This is a genomic window from Bacteroides pyogenes, from assembly GCF_014196225.1.
In the GTDB taxonomy this organism is placed as follows: domain Bacteria; phylum Bacteroidota; class Bacteroidia; order Bacteroidales; family Bacteroidaceae; genus Bacteroides; species Bacteroides pyogenes_A.
Genome location: NZ_JACIDI010000002.1, coordinates 127,126 through 145,998, shown reverse-complemented (window position 1 = coordinate 145,998; position 18,873 = coordinate 127,126). Strand labels below are relative to the sequence as shown.

The window sequence follows — 18,873 nt, the reverse complement described above, 5'->3', positions numbered from 1 at the left end:
ATGATGGTGTTTGTTTTCAGTTTGCTTTTCTAACAGTCTTCAATCAAAGCCGGCAATTGGATGAATTAATTGCAACACACTTGATTTTATTGAAGAGATGTAAAAAAAAGAATAGACTCTTTTTCGTGAAATCCTTGATCGGAAAGCCTTAGTGTACTTATATATGTACAATATTGTACATATTGAGTACTATTCCTGATTTTTGTACTCTTGATTATCTTTAGCTTTGCGCCTAAAATAGTTTAATATAATCCTTATAACCGTTAAATCTTCTATGTATGAATAGACAGATCAGATTGAAAGAGTGGAAGAGGTTCATCGGTTCGTTTGTGCTGATGTTTTCCGCTTTTACGGCATGGGCGCAAGTACCCGTGACAGGAACGGTGACCGATGAATCCGGGTTGGAGGTGATCGGCGCCAATGTGAAAGAGAAAGGTACTTCGAACGGTGCCATAACAGATGTGAACGGGACTTTCCGTTTGCAAGTGAATAATCCTCAGAAAGCGGTTCTGCAAGTCTCTTTTATAGGTTACGAGACGCAGGAAGTACGATTAAACGGACAAAAGAATATTTCCATCGTGCTGAAAGAAATCGCCAACGAGCTTCAGGAAGTGACGGTGGTGGCTTATGGCACCCAGAAGAAAGAGACGCTTACGGGCGCCATTTCGGCATTGAACAATGAAGCTCTGGTGCGTTCTCCGAATGCCAGTGTAGCCAATACACTTGCAGGACAGATTACCGGACTTTCGTCCGTACAAACGAGCGGGCAACCCGGCAAAGAAGACCCGAGAGTCTTTATCCGTGGCGTAGGTTCACTCACCGAAGGGGCTTCATCGCCTCTGATTCTTGTAGACGGTGTGGAACGCTCGTTTTTCCAAATGGACCCGAATGAAATAGAGACCGTGACGGTGCTGAAAGACGCTTCCGCCACAGCCGTTTTCGGTGTGCGTGGCGCGAACGGTGTAATACTGGTTACCACCCGCAGAGGAAAGGAGGGTAAGACCAAGATATCGGTAAACTCATCGGTGGGTGTGCAGATGCCTACGCGCATGCTTGAGATGGCGGACAGCTATACGTATGCCACGCTGCGCAACGAGATTATTACCAACGATAAATCCAATGCCTCGGAAGAGGATATGGTGTTTGATAAGTATTCCATCGAACGTTTCCGGCTGAACGACGAGCCTTTGCTTTACCCAAGTATCGACTGGCGCAGATTTCTGTTGAAGAGGATGTCTGTACAGACACAGCACAATGTGAACATTTCGGGCGGAACGAAAGATGTGCGCTACTTCGTTTCATTGGGATTCCTGTTTCAGAACGGTTTGCTGAAACAATTCAAAGGTCTGGACTACGATAACAACTACAAATATAAGCGGTATAATTACCGGGCCAATCTCGATTTTAACGCTACCAAGACTACAACGCTGAAAATAGGAATAGGCGGAGTTGTGGGAAACCGGAACGAACCGATCATTGGCGATGCGGTAAATTCCATCTGGACGTTGATCAACCAGACGACGCCTTTCAGCAGTCCCGGAGTGATAGACGGACAGTTGATCGTTACTCCCGAAGAGCGTTTCCATAATAAGATTAATCTGGGCAACAGCGCGTTGCCGAAAGTGTATGGTACGGGATATTCCACCGCTATCCAAAATACGATGAACCTTGATTTGCTGCTCAATCAGAAACTCGACTTTATCACTCAAGGACTCTCTATGGAGGTGAAGGGCGCTTATAATACCGGATATGGTTTCACCAAACAGCGCAAAGGGGAAGTGGAGCAACATCTGCCTTTCTACCGTTCTTCGCTCGAAAACCCTGCTTTGGGATACGACTCGCCTGATTTTAATAAGGAAGTAGTCTATAAGATAAAGGGAGCGAACAGAAACCTGCAATATGACGAGCATACGAGCCGCAGTCGCAACTGGTATCTGGAGGCTAGTTTGCGTTATAAGCGCAAATGGAGCAGCCATAATGTGGGCGGATTGCTTCTTTACAACCAAAGCAAGAAATACTATCCTTCCCAGTGGGTGGGAGTTCCTTCGGCTTATGTAGGTTTTGTAGGCCGCCTTACATACGACTATAAGTCCCGCTATATGGCTGAGTTCAACTTTGGATACAACGGTTCGGAGAACTTTGCTCCCGGTAAGCGTTTCGGTGCATTCCCTGCGGGCTCTGTCGGCTACATTCTTTCCGAAGAGGCTTTTATGAAAAAACAGAAAGTGGTGGACTATCTCAAGCTGCGTGCCTCTGTCGGTCTGGTAGGTAATGATAATTTGGGAAGCAACCGTTTCTTGTTCCTGCCCGACTCTTACGATGTCAACTTAGGCGGTGTGGACGGATGGAACAACAACAAGCATGGATTTAACTTCGGCTACAATAGCAAGGCGCTTATTTTAGGGGCATTGGAAAAACGTCTGGGAAATCCTGGGGTGACATGGGAAACGGCATTGAAACAGAACTACGGTATGGATGTTCATTTCCTGAAGAGCCGTTTGAAGCTGTCTCTGGATTATTTCCGTGAAGAGCGTAAAGACATTCTGATCAACCGCAAAACCATTCCTTTGCTAACGGGCTTGACCTCAGCGATATTACCTGCCGTAAATATGGGAAAGGTGAAGAATCAGGGATATGAAATAGAGGTGAAGTGGAACGACAAAATCCGTGAAGTGGGTTATCATATCAATGGAAACGTGTCTTATTCTAAAAACAAGATTGTCTTTCAGGATGAAGTGGAGCCTAACGAGCCTTATATGTGGCGTACCGGACATCCGGTGGGAACTCTGTTCGGTTATGTGGCGGACGGTTTCTATGGTGAGAAAGACTTCCGGCAAGACGGCTCTTTGATTGACGGATTGCCCGATCCCGGTGTACCGGTGAAACCGGGCGACGTGAAATATCGTGATTTGAACAACGACGAAAAGATAACCTCTGACGATCAGACTGTCATCGGGCATCCCATTCGTCCGGCTTATACGTTCGGATTGAATTATGGAGTCAACTATAAAGGATTCTTTCTTACGATGAACTGGACGGCTACTGCCGAGCGTTCTTTGTTGCTGAATGGGGCTTTTAGAGAACCTTTCGGTAATGGGAAGATACGCGGACTGATGAAATTCCACGCTGACACGCGATGGACGCCCGAAACTGCCCAAACCGCTACTACGCCGCGCTTTACCGAAACGAACGCCGTGTATAATATGCGTGCTTCTTCGTTGTGGGTGCGCGATGCGTCTTATCTCAAACTCAAGAATATGACGGTTGGATACAACTTTACGGATAAGAAGTTGCTCAAGAAACTCGGCATACGCCAATTGGGCATTCAGTTGACGGGATACAACCTGCTGACCTTCGACAAGTTTGATATCATGGATCCCGAGGCCCGTCCGGACGATGCGGACTCGTATCCCATTATCAAGATATATAACGTAGGAATAAACTTAACCTTCTAATAATAGAGAGATGATGAAAAACTATCAGAAATATATAGGTTGCCTTTCTCTACTGCTGTGCGGTGTGCTCGCCGGATGCGAAGACATCAAGTTTGGAGAGAAGTTTTTGGACAAACCGCTGAGTAACGAGCTGAATATCGACTCGGTTTTCAATAAAAAGGTTTATGCGGAGCAGGCATTGGCGGAAGTGTATCATTCGTTGCCCGATTTTCTGCCTATGCAGGGACGTATGGGTTATGGCGTACTGGAAATACTGACCGATCTTGCCGACTGGACTAAAAAAGGAGCTCCGAAGTTTTATACCGGTACGGTAGACGGTACTTCCGTTTTTTTAGAACATCTTCCCTATCGTCTGGACGTAGACGGCCGCACTGTCGGAGTCGGTCCTGTCTACGGCATACGACGTGCGTATGTGTATCTGGAAAATGTAGACCGCGTGCCCGACATGACTGCCGAAGAAAAAGCGGTAGGAAAGGCGGAAGCGAAAGTGCTTATCGCTTATCATTATACGCAGATGCTGCGTTACTATGGCGGCATGCCTTGGATAGACCATGCGTATAAGGCGAGCGATGATATGAAAATGCCTCGCATGACTGTGCAGGAGACCGTGGATAAGATTGTGTCGCTGTTGGACGAAGCTGCATCGGTCTTGCCGTGGGAGGTAGATGCAGCTGAAGACGGACGTGTGACTGCCGCCGCTGCGCTGGCTTTGAAGTCGAGAGTGCTGCAATTTGCTGCCAGCCCTTTGTTCAATGCGGATAAACCTTATATGGAAGGGGAGGCTGCGGCCCGGCATTTTGTGTGGTACGGAGGCTATTCGGCAGATAGATGGCAAAAGGCGTTAGACGCCGGGCAGGAGTTTCTGAAGAAAAACAAAGAGTATGCGGATGCTTATCGGCTGGTGAATACGGGCAATCCTCGCGAAGACTTCGTAGCCGGATACTTTGAACGTAACAACAAAGAAACGCTTATCTCTTCGCGTCGGTTTACAACCTATATGACCGGAAAGACTCCTTTCGCACAGATCAGGTACGGGGTTGCCTCGCCTACGCTGACTTATGTCGATATGTTCCAAATGAATGACGGAACGGAGTTCGACTGGAACAACAAAAATCACAAAGATTTCCCCTTTTTCGATAACAATGGAAAGCCTCGCCGTGATATACGACTGTACGAAACTGTGGCGGTGAATCAGGATAAGTTCAAAGGAAGCCAGAAAGTGGAAATCTATGTAGGAGCCAAACAAGCTCCATACAACAGTGGAAAGATGAGTTACAACGGCTTTGCGATGAGAAAGTTCATTCGCAACTTCAACGATGAGGTAAACGGCAAGTTTTATACCTGTCCGCTGCTCCGGTTACCCGAAGTCTATCTGAATATAGCTGAGGCGATGAACGAGTTGGGCAAAGCTTCGGGTGCCGACGCTTCGGGCAGAACGGCATACGATTATGTGAATCTGATCAGAAAACGTGCAGGTATGCCTTCGATTACTTCAGCTTCAGTGCCTCCCGGAGAGACACTCCGTGAAGCGATCTTGCGTGAGCGCGCCGTTGAGTTCGGATACGAGGAAGTTCGTTATTTCGACCTCATTCGTTGGAAGCGTTCGGATGTTTTCACCAAACAGCTCTCGCGGCTTATTATAAAGAAAGCTCCGAAGAATCCCGATAAATTCTCTTATGAAATTTCTACCGAGATGGCGGAGACACGCCAATACGCAAAACCGGACAAATGGAATAATAAATATTTCCTGCTTCCTCTACCGGTGAATGAGATTAATAAAAAGTACGGATTGATACAGAATCCCGGTTGGTAATAAGCAGAAATACGGATAAAAAAGAACAGAGTATGAATAAATCAATTTATATCATAGCCTTCTCGCTGACGTTTGCTGCTTCGGGAATGGCTCAGAATACGAAAGATAAAGACAAGAACATCGATATGGGCACGCGTGTTACGACCGAATGGCGGAAAACGCAGTCGGTTTCTGCCATCTATTCGGAGGAGCTCGAAAAGAATGCGACGGTCAGCCCATACAATGCACTTTACGGTTTGCTGCCGGGATTGAGTGTAATGCAGAACACCGGCTGGGATGCGGAGAAATCCCGCTTGAATGTGCGTGGACGCGGCTCGCTGAACGGGGCTACGCCATTGTTCGTGGTGGATGGCTTTGCCCGCCCGCTGGAATATATCAACCTCTCGGAGATAGAATCGGTAACGGTACTGAAAGACGGAGCGGCTACCGCTCTCTGGGGAGGAAGAGGTGCGAACGGTGTCGTACTGATTACTACGAAGCGGGGAAAATACTCGCAGAAGGAAATCAAGGTAGATTATAAATTCGGTCTGGGATTGCCCGTCAACCAACCTGAGTTTGCCGATGCGTACACGTATGCGAAAGCCCGCAACGAAGCTCTGAGAAACGACGGACTGGCACCCGATATGGATGAAGAGGGTTTTCTGGATGGAGGTCATCCCGATCTCTATCCGAATGTGGATTGGCAAAAAGAAGCGTTGCGCAATCACACCACGAATCACCAATTGGATATCCTGTTTCGTGGAGGCGGAAAACGTCTGCGCTATTTCACTGCCCTAAACTATAAAAATGATATGGGATTGCTGAATCCGAAATATACCGATTATACCGATCGCTATAATTCGCAAATGAAGAAGTATTTCCTGAATCTTCGCATGAATCTGGATGTGGATATTACAGACATAACCCGGCTAAAGCTGAATATGTTGGGTATGCTGCGTGAAACAAAGCGTCCTTCTACGTCCGAAGGTACATTGTTCGGATTGCTTTATAATACTCCGGCTGCCGCTTTCCCGATACATACCGGACAAGGAGAATGGGGAGGCAGCCATGTGTTGAAAACAAATCCGATAGCAGCTTTGGCAGATGTGGGATATTATAAACTGAATCAACGGATGTTGCAGGCGGATTTGCGGTTGACTCAAGACTTATCGGTATTGACTCGCGGATTGAGTGCCGAATTGGCTGTTGCCTACGACAACAATGCTACTTATAGAGAACAGGCTAAGAAAGGATTCCGTTATCAGACAGTAGATAAAGGGATGGATGGAGCTCCTGTTTATACTTATTATGGTAATGCGAACGACGAACTTAAAATAGATAACGGAGGTTTGGCAAACCAGTATATACATGCCAACTTTGAAGGTAAGGTGAACTACCGGCGCGCATGGGAGAAACATGACCTGAGTGCTTCGGCATTGTTTCGCCATGAGTCGATGACGCTGAGCGGAGCGAACAACAGCCGCTACCGCCAATACATTATCGGTACGGTAGGATATAGCTATGACAATCGTTATATGGTCGACGTGGTAGCCAACTGCTTCGGAAGCAGTGTGCTCGGAAAAAATGATAAATACCGTTTCTATCCCGCTGTTTCTGCTGCATGGATGCTTTCTAACGAGGGCTTTATGAGAGATGTTGCCGCAGTCGACTATTTGAAGCTGCGCGTTTCATACGGCCGTTCGGGTTTCGACTTTTACGATTACGCACAAGACAGACAGTATTGGGTGGGAAGCGGTTCCTATCATTTTCAGGATGGAAATACCACAGCCGGATTGAGCCTGAAAGAGGGTGTGCTTGCCATGAATAAACTGGATTTGGAAGTAGCCGACAAGTACAATATTGGTGTAGACATGTCTTTGTTCAAAGGTTTGTCTCTTTCGGTCGACGGATTCTACGACCGCCGTTCGAACATACTGATCGATGGCAGCGGCTTGATTTCATCTGCTATCGGCGTCCAAGTGCCCAACATGAATGCCGGCAGGGTCGATACCAAAGGGGTAGATGGAAGTGTGATGTGGAAAAAACAGCATAAGGACTTTCAGTATTATACAGGAGTGAACTTCTCTTATGTACGAAGCAATGTGAAAGAAAACGGCGAAGGTTATCAGCCCTATTCTTATCTGTCGGCAAAAGGCTATCCGTTGGGACAGGTGTTCGGTTGGGAAGCTATCGGATATTTCCGGGATGAAGAGGATATCAAAAACAGTCCCGTGCAGAGATTCTCGGAAGTCCGTCCGGGCGATGTGAAATACAAAGACCTCAATGGCGACAAAGTGATCGATAAGAATGATATGAAAGCCATCGGTCATTCCTCGATGCTGCCCGAAATATATTATGGCATCAGTTTAGGGTTCGAATACAAAGGTTTCGGCATAGACGCTTTGTTTCAGGGTATCGGTCGTTACAGCGTGATGCTCAATACGCCGAGCGTGTACTGGCCGTTGCGCAACAATACCAATATATCCGAATGGTATCTGAAAGATAAAATCCGGTGGACAGAAGAAACCAAAGACATTGCCAATGTTCCCCGGTTGACTACGGAAGACAATGCCAACAATTTCCGCAATAGTACACAGTGGTTGGAAAACGGAAGCTATCTGAAGCTCCGTAACCTGAATGTTTACTATAATCTGCCGGCGGAATGGATAAAGAAAGTGAAGATGGAAAAAGTGCAGGTATACGCCCGTGCCAATAACCTCTTTTCGTTGGACCATGTGAAATACCTGAACAGTGAAAGTCTGAAAGTAAACTATCCAGATATGACCGCTGTGTACTTCGGCTTGAATATTAACTTCTAAAGAAAAGAACGATGAGAAAATATATCATGATGGCAGGATTGCTGCTTTCCGTGTCCGCTTGCAGTTTGCTCGAACTGGACGAATCGACGGGACTCACTAAAGAAGAAGCATATTCTTATTTCAATAATGTAAAGGGACTGGCGACGTATGTCTACAGCCAGCTCCCCGATGAACTGGGAGGTATTGGCGGAGCGTTGCGCGAGTCGGCTACCGATAACTCGGTGTATGTATGGAGCGACAACAACATCCATGTGTTTTACAACAATGCGTGGAACCCCAACAATGCGGTGGACAACGCCTGGGAGAAGAACTATGGCGCCATACGTGCCTGCAACTCCTTTCTGGAGAATTATTCCGCTGAACGGCTGGAGCGTTTCCGCTGGAACGATACGTATGAGGAAGATATAGCCAAAGCCGAAATGTACGGTCATGAAATACGGGTGTTGAGAGCTTTCTATTTGTTCGAACTGGCGAAACGCTATGGGGATATTCCTTTGCTTACGCGCACGTATACGATTGATGAAATCAATTCGGTCGAGAAGACTCCTTTCGATAAAGTTATCCGTTTCATCTGCGGAGAATGCGATGAGGCTGCCGCCAAGCTGCCGGCCAGCCATAAAGATTTCTGGGCGGAAACCGGACGTGTGACCAAAGGAACGGCGCAGGCTTTGAAAGCCCGTGTCCTGCTCTATGCGGCAAGTCCCTTGCACAATCCCGGACAGGACGCGCAGCGTTGGAAAGAGGCTGCGGATGCAGCTTATGTACTGATTAAGGAAGGGCGTTATAAATTGCCTGCGATTGATAAAGACCCGTTGTACGATAAAAATGGCGGCAATGATGTTCTGAAGTCTTCGCAGTTGATTTTCGAACGCCGCAATGGAGACAGTTTTGACTTTGAGGCAAGAAACCTTCCCATCAGCTATGAGAAAGGAAACACAGGCAATGTGCCTACTCAAAATCTGGTGGATGCATTTCAGATGGCGGATGGTACGGAATTCGATTGGAATACGCTGGCTTCCGGTCAGAATCCTTACGAAAACCGCGATCCGCGTTTCTACAAAACGGTTCTTTGCAATGGTGACGAATGGATGGGATCGACCATTGAGGCATACGAAGGAGGCAAAGACGGTGGAGGTACTGCCGGAACTACGAAAACAGGCTATTACCTGAAGAAGTACATGAACGAAACTGTTTCGCTGACCCCTTCGAAAGAGAAGAAGAAACCTCATCATTTCGTTATATTCCGTTATGCGGAAGTGCTGTTGAACTATGCCGAAGCGATGAATGCGTGGAAAGGAGCCGATTATACTGATGCGGAGCATCTGTTGTCTGCCCGTGCCGCACTGAACGAGGTGCGTGCTGCCGCCAAGATGCCGGCAATAGATGCTACCGGCGATGCCTTTACTGAAAGCATTCGTCGTGAGCGTCGCGTGGAACTGGCTTTCGAAGACCATCGTTTCTGGGACATCCGTCGGTGGAAGATAGGGGAGAAAACCAAAGAGATATACCGGGTAAATATAACGTTGGAAAACGGAGTTCCTGTTTACCGGAAAGAACTGCTCGAAACCCGTCATTGGGAAGAAAAGATGAATCTGTACCCCATCCCTCAGTCGGAATATAACAAAAACCGTAATCTGGGGCAAAATGCAGGTTGGTAACTTCTTTCCCGACACATTGGCACAAGATGCCGAATGTGTCGGGAAAAGCATTTCAATAAAGATGCACGCTAACTTTGGTGTAATCTGTTTATAGAGGAGAGCGGCAGCTTCTTCTCCTTTTCTTGCATTAATCTCAAACCGTCATCAGGCCTTATTCTCTAATGAAGATTTAGGATCAAGCGGATTGTGCCGTTTTGCTGCAGATTATTATACTCTATATATCTTTCGTAAGGCAATATAAACAGCATATCATTTTTATTTCACATAGCCATGACGGATAAGGGTTTACAACGTTTTCATGGTTGTTATAGTTATAGGAAGATCACGCACTCTATGAAATATCCATAAATGAATTTTTGCAAAAAGTTGATAGATCGGTATCTTGAGTGTATGAGTTTTCCCGAATTTGTAGCAACTTATACTTGTGTTGTCTATATCGGTCGTATCGGAAATAGCCGTGAATGTCTTGTGCGGAGTACGGCTTCCTAAATCCGATTCTCTGTGGTCATACAAGGATGCAACAATTATTATGGGCTTCCGTTCACAAGTGAAAAACAACAGCGATTGCCGCAAAAAAGCCCGCCGCCTTTGAAAAAAAGCCCGCGGGCTTTGCAATCAAACACGGTGGGCTTTGAAAAAAAGGCAGTGGGCTTTGAAACGGGACACGGGGATGTTTAAACTCTCTCTCGGATGATGACTCTTATATTGTGATGTGTTTGAAACGAGACATGGGGATTTTCGAACGAACCGACGAAATGGTTGTCGATCACGGATTTTTCCGCGGTGTCTTTTTGTTGTTTTATTGTCTTAATATATTACTGGTTTTGTGTTTTCTGTGGGAGCTGATTTTTAAAGAATTCCGGAGTTTCTTGGAGACTTTTGAAAACGCCAAAATGCCAAAACGCCTATATGACTGTTTTTTTATTCAACTCTTTATTGGTATGGTTGGTTACGTTATTGATTATTAGTGTTATAGTTGTTTTTATCGGCTCCTTCGGAGTAGCGTTTTTCCACTGTCCGTTTTCATGACTTGAAGTCCCTTTTTTATAACGAAAATTGAGGATTAATGGTAGAGGTTTCTGATTTCTATGTAATGAATATTTGATGTGTTGTGCGGCTGTGCCATGAGTGAGCGTGTAATCGGACGACATTGTAGTACCGAAGCATGAATGGTATGGCATGCCCGACTTCATCCTCCAGGCACTTCGGCTTCCACCTCTGCATCCCATCAGATGAATGGTATGGTGTACCTGACTTCATCGCCGGAACAATGAACTTATTGGGACAGCTCTACTGTTGGGATATCAAGAGAGGAGCGAATTTTATTAATACCATACGAGATTATGGAGAAAGAAAGAGCCCGGCGGCTTAGGCCGGATTCTTCTTTTTATTAAGAATATTTTAAACAAAAATTAGAGGAGAAGAAGAACGGACCCGGTAAGTGCTCTCAATTCCGGCAGCCTCCGGATTCTATGTTATCGTTTGCAAAACAGTCATATAGGCGTTTTGGCATTTTGGCGTTTTCGAAAAAGCTTCTCTGGCGGCAATATTGTTTGCTTTCTGATTTGTTAATTCTTTGATCATCAAGTAGTAGTTGTTTAATTCGCTCTTTGTCGAGGAAGAAAAATCTTCTGAATCGGGTAAAAAGTTCGCGTTATATGGTTTTTGGGGAATACTTCCTCCAAAAGGCTCCGAATGTCGGATTGATCAGTCGAATATGACCTTTTGGGAGACGATTGTTTTTGAGAAAAAGTATTACGTAGTTGAAGGGCGTAAAGAGAACCGATGATGAAGGATTCGCAAGGCGTACCAGAAAAAAGAAAGAATGAGGATGCCAAAACAAAACTGAGCGCTCGGAAAAGTTGCGGATTGTAAGAGACACACGTCAAATGGCCCCGTCAAACTTCATTTTGAGGTAATGATAGGGCTATTTTTACGGCAACTGAAGATGGTCAAGTCTCAGATTGGAAGTTTATTTTCGCTGTATTTGAGTTTTTACGCATCCTCATTCAACTCCAAACGGTATAACCTCACTCGATTTCCGTTTCTAATATCCGGTTTTCGGTTAAGCGCTTGCTTCAAAGAAAAACAGCCTGCCCCTGCTGTTTCTCAAACTGCTTATCGGACGGGCTCCTGTCAGTCCTCGCTGTCGGTAAGGCTCAAGGAAGCTAAGCAATATGATAATTGCCTGCTGCGGCTTCTGTAATGTTGTTATTTATTCAGCTTCCACTCGAATCCGTCTTTCGTGTCTTTGATTTCAAAGCCGAGGGCGGTAAGCGTGTTGCGGATTTCGTCCGAAGTAGCCCAGTCTTTGTTGGCTTTGGCTTTCATGCGTTGTTGCAACAACATGTCCACCACTTTCCCGTAGGCTGCTTCGCGACCGTCGGACGAACCTTTCTCTTCTTTCAGTCCCATTATGTCGAAGCAGAAAAGGTGGAAAGTCTCTTTCAACGCTTTCAGATCGTCGGCGGAGAGCGTAGCGTTTCCGGCAATCACGTTGTTGATGATGCGTGCGCCTTCGAAAAGCTGCGCGATCACCATCGGCGTGTTCAGGTCGTCGTTCATCGCTTCGTCGCATTTGGCACGCAGTTCTTTCACGTCGATTCCGGCTGAGCTGGCGCTTGCGGGAGCGATCTTTTCCAGTGCCGAAACGGCTTCCATCAATCTCTGCAATCCTTTTTCGGCAGCCTGCAACGCTTCGTTGCTGAAATCTACTGTGCTGCGGTAGTGTGCCTGAAGGATGAAGAAACGGATTGTCATCGGAGTGTATGCTTGTGAGAGCAGCTTATGGCTGCCGTTGAAGAACTCGTCGAGCGTGATGAAGTTGCCGAGCGATTTACCCATCTTCGTCCCGTTGATGGTAATCATATTATTGTGCATCCAGTAGCGCACCATATCGTCGCCTTGGGAGGCCACCGACTGTGCAATCTCGCATTCGTGATGCGGGAATACCAAATCCATGCCGCCACCGTGAATGTCGAAATGCTCGCCCAAATATTTTCGTCCCATGGCGGTACATTCGGCGTGCCATCCCGGGAAGCCGTCGCTCCACGGCGAGGGCCAGCGCATGATGTGTTCCGGTTGTGCTTTCTTCCAAAGGGCGAAATCCGCCGGATTGCGTTTCTCGCTCTGTCCGTCCAGCTCGCGGGTGGTATTCAGTACATCGTCCAGATTTCTTCCCGACAGCTTGCCGTAGTGGTGGTCTTTGTTATATTTCGCCACGTCGAAGTATACAGAACCTTCGCTTTCGTAGGCATAGCCCGCATCCAGAATCTTTCGCACGAGCTCTATTTGCTCGATGATGTGTCCCGAAGCGTGAGGCTCGATGCTCGGGGGCAACACGTTGAGCGCCTCCATGGCTTTGTGGTAACGGTTGAGGTAATGCTGTACCACCTCCATCGGTTCCAGCTCTTCGAGCCGCGCTTTCTTGGCTATCTTGTCTTCCCCTTCATCGGCGTCGTGCTCCAAGTGCCCCACATCGGTGATGTTTCGCACGTAGCGAACTTTATATCCCAAATGTGTGAGGTAGCGGAAAAGCACGTCGAACGTGATCGCAGGGCGGGCATGTCCCAGATGGGCGTCTCCGTACACTGTCGGTCCGCATACATACATGCCCACATGCGGAGCATGGAGAGGAACGAAAAGCTCCTTCTTTCTATCTAAAGTGTTGTAAATGGTCAGTTGATGTTCCATAACGTCGGTTGTTTACTCTATTCAAAGGTGCAAAGTTAGCATAATTCTCTGATATATACGATAAATGGGTTTCGATGTTGGTTTTTTTATCCGCTTGTGTATGTGGTATATGTATGATTTTTGAACTATTATGTACATTTTTTGCCATTCCCTGTCTGCATCTCAGGATATATTTGCAAGGTCGAACAACGCTTCGGCCGAATGTAATTTCTAATATAAACCTTCGTATTTTTAAGTTTATTATTATGACAAAACAAAGATTGTTTTGCGGCATAATGAGCATGTTGCTTTTTTGCATGTTATGCGCGCAAAGTGCCTTCGGGCAAAAATTGGCGGTCACGGGTAATGTGACCGATAATAACGGTTATCCGGTGATTGGCGCTTCGGTGCTTGTGGAAGGAACGACCAACGGTACGATTACCGACATGGACGGCAATTTCAAACTGTCTGATGTTCCTGCGAAAGGAAATCTTCAGGTATCTTTTATCGGGTACAAACCTCAGACAATAAAAGTAAACGGGCAAACGAAGTTTGACATCAAACTTCTGGAAGATACGCAAACACTCGATGAGGTGGTTGTGGTAGGCTACGGCGTGATGCGTAAGTCGGACCTGACGGGTTCGGTGGCTTCGGTGAAAGCGTCGGATGCCATCAAAAGCACTCCGGTGGCCAACGTGTCGGATGCCTTGCAGGGGCGTCTGGCTGGTGTATCCATTGCCGGAGGAGGCGATCCTTCGAAGTCGGCGGCTATCCGCATCCGTGGGGTGAACTCGGTGACTGCCGACGTGGAACCGCTGCTTGTGGTAGACGGATTCATCGGCGGCAACTTGAAGAATATCAACCCGAACGACATCCAGTCTATCGAGGTGCTGAAAGATGCTTCCGCCACTGCGGTATATGGTTCGCGCGCTGCGAACGGGGTGATTCTGGTGACTACCAAGAACGCGAAAGAAGATAAGGTGGTGATCAACTTCAACGCTTTTGCCAATCTCAAAACGGTGCTCGATAAGCCCGATGTGCTCAGCGCCGGCGAGTTTGCGGAGTTGGCCAACGACTATGCGAAAGAGTTTTTTGCAAACAAGCCCCGCGCTCCTTATTATACGGAAGAACAGATTGCCGACTTCAAGCAAGGCAGGGGAGGATACAACTACGTCGATCATATTTTCAACGAACCTGCCGTTGCGCAAAATTATGATTTGTCTATTGCGGGCAAAAGCGGCAAGACTTCTTATCTGGCTTCTTTCCGCTACGAAAATACAGACGGTGTGATCAAGGAATCGAACTACCAACAATACAACTGGCGTTTGAAGCTCGATACGGAACTGAAGAAATGGCTGAGTGTCGGCTTGAATCTCTGGGGCGATTATAGCGAGAACAAGGGTCCGCGCATGACCCAGTATAACGGTCTGCTGATGACTGCCATGAACTTTGCGCCGACCGTACAGCCCAAGAATGAAAAAGGCGTTTATAACAACAGATTCGCCATCGACGGCGGTCCGGCCTATAACCCGATGGGACATATCTGGGAACTGGACGAGAAGGTGAAGCGCCTGGACAATTATCTTCAGGGGTATGCCGACTTTAAGATTATGGACGGACTGACGTTCCGCAGCCAACTGGGCATCACCTTTACGAACAATCTTTCGAACGCAGCTCACAACGAAAGAAGCTACGAGTACTTTGCCAACAGCCAGACCAGTGCGATAGCCAATTCGGCATGGACTTTCAAGTTTCTGAACACCAATACGCTGAACTATACGAAAGAGTTCAACAAGAATCACCGCATCAATGCTACGGCGGTGTTCGAGCAGGCACACAGCAACCGCTACCAGCATAAAGGCGCGGGACGCAATCTGACATTCCCCGATCTGCTGACCTACAATGCGCTGGATGCCTCCGAAATAGGCGATGTTTCGTCCGACCTTGTGAAACATTCGCTGATCTCTTATCTGGCGCGTGTCAACTACGTGCTGATGAACCGTTACATGCTGACGGCTTCTGTGCGTGCCGACGGCTCGGCAGCTTTGGCAGAGAAGTGGGATTACTTCCCTTCAGTGGCTTTGGCCTGGGACATCAAGCAGGAGAAATTCATGGAGAAATACGATTGGATGGATCAGTTTAAACTGCGTGTGGGCTATGGTTCGGTAGGGAATCAGGCAGTGGAGATGTACCGCATCTTCTCTAAAATGGTGGCGAGCAAGAACTCCGACGGCAGCACTTCCTATCGTCTGGACCGTCCGGCGGCGAAATTCCTACAGTGGGAACGTAACGACCAATGGAATGCGGGACTCGACTTCTCCTTCCTGGGTGGACGTATTACCGCCAGCATCGACCTGTACGACAAACTATCGAAGCGTGTGCTGATGGAAGTAAAACAGCCCATTTACACCGGATGGAACACTTTGTTGCGCAATGCGGGCGAAATCAGAAACAGAGGTATTGAAGTTACGCTGGGAGCTACTCCGATACGTACGAAAGACTGGGACTGGCGCACCGACCTGACGCTCTCGCACAACAAAGGTACGTTCGAGCAGATTCCCACCATCACAAAGATGCAGACACAGGGAAACGGCAAGTTCGAAAGCCTTATCTTCCGCATGATTGAAGGCGAGAAGCTGGGAACGTTCTACGGCTATACGTACGATGGCGTGTGGAAGACGAACGAAGTGAACCAAGTGGCCGATATTCAGGGAAATACCGCCAATAAAACAAATGCAGAGGTGTATGGAGTCATCCCGGGACAGGCGAAATACCGCGACCTGAACGGCGATGGCAAGTATACCGAAGAAGATATGAGAATCATCGGTTGCGGGCAGCCAATGTTTAACTGGGGATGGAACAATACGGTGAACTATCGCAATTTCGACTTTACAGTCTTCGTTGTCGGCTATCATGGATTCGATATTTACAATGCCACCCGTCAGGCACGTTTCAGTATTTTGCCGGGTATCAACCTTGACAAGCTGACTCCGAATCCCGAATGGAAGAACCGTTGGACTCCTGCGAACGAGAACAGCGATATTCCGGGATTTGTAAACGCCACCAAAGACATTCGCGATGCCATCAGTTCGCGTTTCGTGGAAAACGGAAGCTTCGTGAAGGTGAAGAGTATGACGCTGGGCTACAGCCTGCCGAAGAGCTTCTGCCAAAAAGCCGGAATCAACAACCTGCGTCTGTATGCTTCCGTGCAGAATCCGTTCCACTTCACAAGTTACAGCGGACTCGACCCCGAAGCGGCGCTGGGCACTCCGTTGAGCCAGGGAGCCGATTGGGGAGCCTACCCGAACGGACGTAACTATTTGTTCGGCCTTAATTTCTCATTCTAATTTTAACCGTATAATAAACAGAAAAACATGATGAAGAAAAATATAATGATGACATGCGCGGTGGGAAGTTTGCTGTTGGCAACCTCTTGTGTCGAACTGGATCAGCTACCGCAGTCATTTCTTACGGAAGAAGAATACATCGAGACTCCTCAAACTCTGGATGTGGTGGCAAAAGCCGTGTCAGGCGTTTATAAGGATATGTGGAACGGGAACTACGGCTTCAGTTGCCGCATCCTGCGCTACAGCACGGCTGCCGGCGATATCGTTCCGCTGGTCACCAAGCCCAACAACGATATGCTGTATCTCTACAACATGACTCCGACCACCAGTGGAAGCGTGAAAGACGTCACCGCTCTCTGGAAAAACTTCTGGGATGTAATCAGCAGTTCGAACAAGATCATCAGCGGCACTCCCATACCTGAGGATCAGGCAGAGGCGGCCAAATATAAAGCTGTTGTGGCAGAAGCGCGGTTCATGCGTGCACTGGCTTATTTCCATCTGGTGCGTATGTTCGGCGATGTTCCTTTTATTGCCAGTTCGGGAGAAACCTTCGAGGATAAGCTGCCTCGTGTTCCGGTTGCGCGCATCTACGATGAAATCATCGTTCCCGATCTCACCATCGCTTGCGCCGATCTTCCTGCGAAAAGCCGTACGGGCGATGCCGGATCTCCTTCGCAGTGGGCTGCCAAAACTTGTCTGGCGGACGTAAACCTTACGATGGCGGGATGGCCTTTGAAGAGAGATACTTATGCCGAAGCTGCCCGTCTGGCCAAAGACGTTATCGAAAAATCGGGGCTGACTCTTACCCAAAAGTACGGGGATTTGTGGAAGGAAGCCAAGAAACACGATGCCAACGAGCATTTGTTTGCCATCATGAACAGTGTGGCGTATAAAACTCCGAGCCAGTACGGTAAATCGTTCTACCCCAACACCCATGCCAAGTATCCGGGATGGGGCGACTATTTCGCAAATCCTAACTTTGTGGAATCTTGCCCCGATGATGATCGCAAAGCATGGAATTTTGAGCTTGCATGGGATGAAAAAGTGGGCGGAAAGGTAAAACATGTCACTTATCAGGAAAGCGCCAATAAGCTGCCGCTTATCTCGAAATACCGTGACTATAACGAAGTGAACAAGAAAGGAGTGCTGAGCCAACTATCCAACGGCCTTACCACAGTTTATCGCCTGGCGGATACGTATCTGATTTATGCGGAGGCCTCTACGCTGGCCACTAAAAAAGTGGATGACTTGGCTGCCCGCTGTCTTCGCCAGTTGCAGGAAAGAGCCAATGTTCCCGAAGCGGATCGCACCCAAACGACCGATCCGGCAGCGTTCGACAAAGCTGTGTTCAAGGAAAGAGGTATCGAACTTTATGCCGAAGGCAAGCGTTGGTTCGACTACATCCGCCGTGAAAAGGCCGCCGAAATAAAGGAACTTCGCTATGTGGATGAAGTGTCGGGCATCACCGATCCGTTCGCACAGTCTGTTTATAAGAAAGAAGGACATTATTATCTGCCCATTCCTCAGGACGAAGTACAAATGGCCGGATGGGAAAACAATAAGGGTTATTGATTATTTCCTTTTGCGTCTGCGGGGCGGTTACAGTTGGTCCGGACGTGTACGGGAAAGTCGATAATGAAATAAATGGAAGGCACACAGCCGGAGCGGATTCTTCGAGAATCCGTCCCCGGCTGTGTTTTTTATGGACGTCATATTCCTTCAGACAGTTACCCGGATATTTAGTAAAAATAACGCCTTCTGTTTAAAAAATTATTCGTCTTTCGTCTGTGTTTTATTCGTCTGTCGAACGGCAGACGAATAACTTTTACTATAAAAACAGTAAGCTGTTGCAATGAAAAGCGTTATATGTCAGACTTTTTATTCTTACTCTTCGTTAAGGCGAAATCATTCGTGGCTGTTTCCGAAAGGGAAGGTTGATTTACCCTGTTGTGGTAAGCGCTTACAAGGCTGCCGGCAAAAAAACTGTTTGAAGCCGTTTGCGGACGATTCTTGAACCTGATAAGGCTGCAAGACAAGCTATTGGCCACACGCAGGGAGTTCAGACTGGGCACTTGGATAAATTTTGTGCGAAACGGATGTGCAAAAAGATTTGTATGAATGGAATGCACG

At 47.5% G+C, this 18,873-nt stretch carries 9 protein-coding genes; 8 read left to right on the top strand and 1 reads right to left on the bottom strand.

Translation table 11 applies throughout. The features are described from left to right. Positions 1 to 335 precede the first annotated feature (335 nt). The 5 genes from GGR07_RS01755 (at position 336) to GGR07_RS01735 (ending at position 11,096) form a co-directional block, all read left to right on the top strand. Positions 336 to 3,455: a SusC/RagA family TonB-linked outer membrane protein gene (locus GGR07_RS01755; protein ID WP_034542309.1), complete on the top strand. Its 3,120-nt coding sequence runs from the start codon at positions 336 to 338 to the stop codon at positions 3,453 to 3,455. A 13-nt stretch (positions 3,456 to 3,468) separates the two neighbouring features. Next, positions 3,469 to 5,268, top strand: a complete 1,800-nt coding sequence (locus GGR07_RS01750) for a RagB/SusD family nutrient uptake outer membrane protein (RefSeq protein WP_039972928.1) — start codon at positions 3,469 to 3,471, stop codon at positions 5,266 to 5,268. A 32-nt stretch (positions 5,269 to 5,300) separates the two neighbouring features. Then, positions 5,301 to 8,066 carry a SusC/RagA family TonB-linked outer membrane protein gene (locus tag GGR07_RS01745; RefSeq protein ID WP_039972930.1) on the top strand — a complete coding sequence of 922 codons (2,766 nt, stop codon included), beginning with the start codon at positions 5,301 to 5,303 and terminating at the stop codon, positions 8,064 to 8,066. 11 nt (positions 8,067 to 8,077) lie between these two features. Further along, positions 8,078 to 9,724, top strand: a complete 1,647-nt coding sequence (locus GGR07_RS01740; protein ID WP_021646753.1) for a RagB/SusD family nutrient uptake outer membrane protein — start codon at positions 8,078 to 8,080, stop codon at positions 9,722 to 9,724. A 1,174-nt stretch (positions 9,725 to 10,898) separates the two neighbouring features. Further along, positions 10,899 to 11,096, top strand: a complete 198-nt coding sequence (locus GGR07_RS01735; RefSeq protein ID WP_155897802.1) for a hypothetical protein — start codon at positions 10,899 to 10,901, stop codon at positions 11,094 to 11,096. An 839-nt stretch (positions 11,097 to 11,935) separates the two neighbouring features. On the opposite strand, the gene cysS is transcribed toward GGR07_RS01735, so the two are convergent. Further along, positions 11,936 to 13,417 (bottom strand): cysteine--tRNA ligase, encoded by a 1,482-nt coding sequence (cysS, locus tag GGR07_RS01730; protein ID WP_034542235.1) that lies wholly within the window; start codon positions 13,415 to 13,417, stop codon positions 11,936 to 11,938. A gap of 245 nt (positions 13,418 to 13,662) precedes the next feature. On the opposite strand from cysS, the gene GGR07_RS01725 reads away from it, so the two are divergent. The 3 genes from GGR07_RS01725 to GGR07_RS01715 all read left to right on the top strand — a co-directional run bounded on the left by GGR07_RS01725 (position 13,663) and on the right by GGR07_RS01715 (position 18,861). Next, positions 13,663 to 16,743 carry a SusC/RagA family TonB-linked outer membrane protein gene (locus tag GGR07_RS01725; protein WP_122056404.1) on the top strand — a complete coding sequence of 1,027 codons (3,081 nt, stop codon included), beginning with the start codon at positions 13,663 to 13,665 and terminating at the stop codon, positions 16,741 to 16,743. Positions 16,744 to 16,770: 27 nt separating this feature from the next. Continuing rightward, positions 16,771 to 18,315, top strand: coding sequence for a RagB/SusD family nutrient uptake outer membrane protein (locus tag GGR07_RS01720; RefSeq protein WP_021646760.1), 1,545 nt, complete (start codon positions 16,771 to 16,773; stop codon positions 18,313 to 18,315). A 438-nt stretch (positions 18,316 to 18,753) separates the two neighbouring features. Next, entirely contained in the window at positions 18,754 to 18,861 is a 108-nt protein-coding gene (locus GGR07_RS01715; RefSeq protein WP_256680536.1) for a hypothetical protein, read from the top strand. Positions 18,862 to 18,873 lie beyond the last annotated feature (12 nt).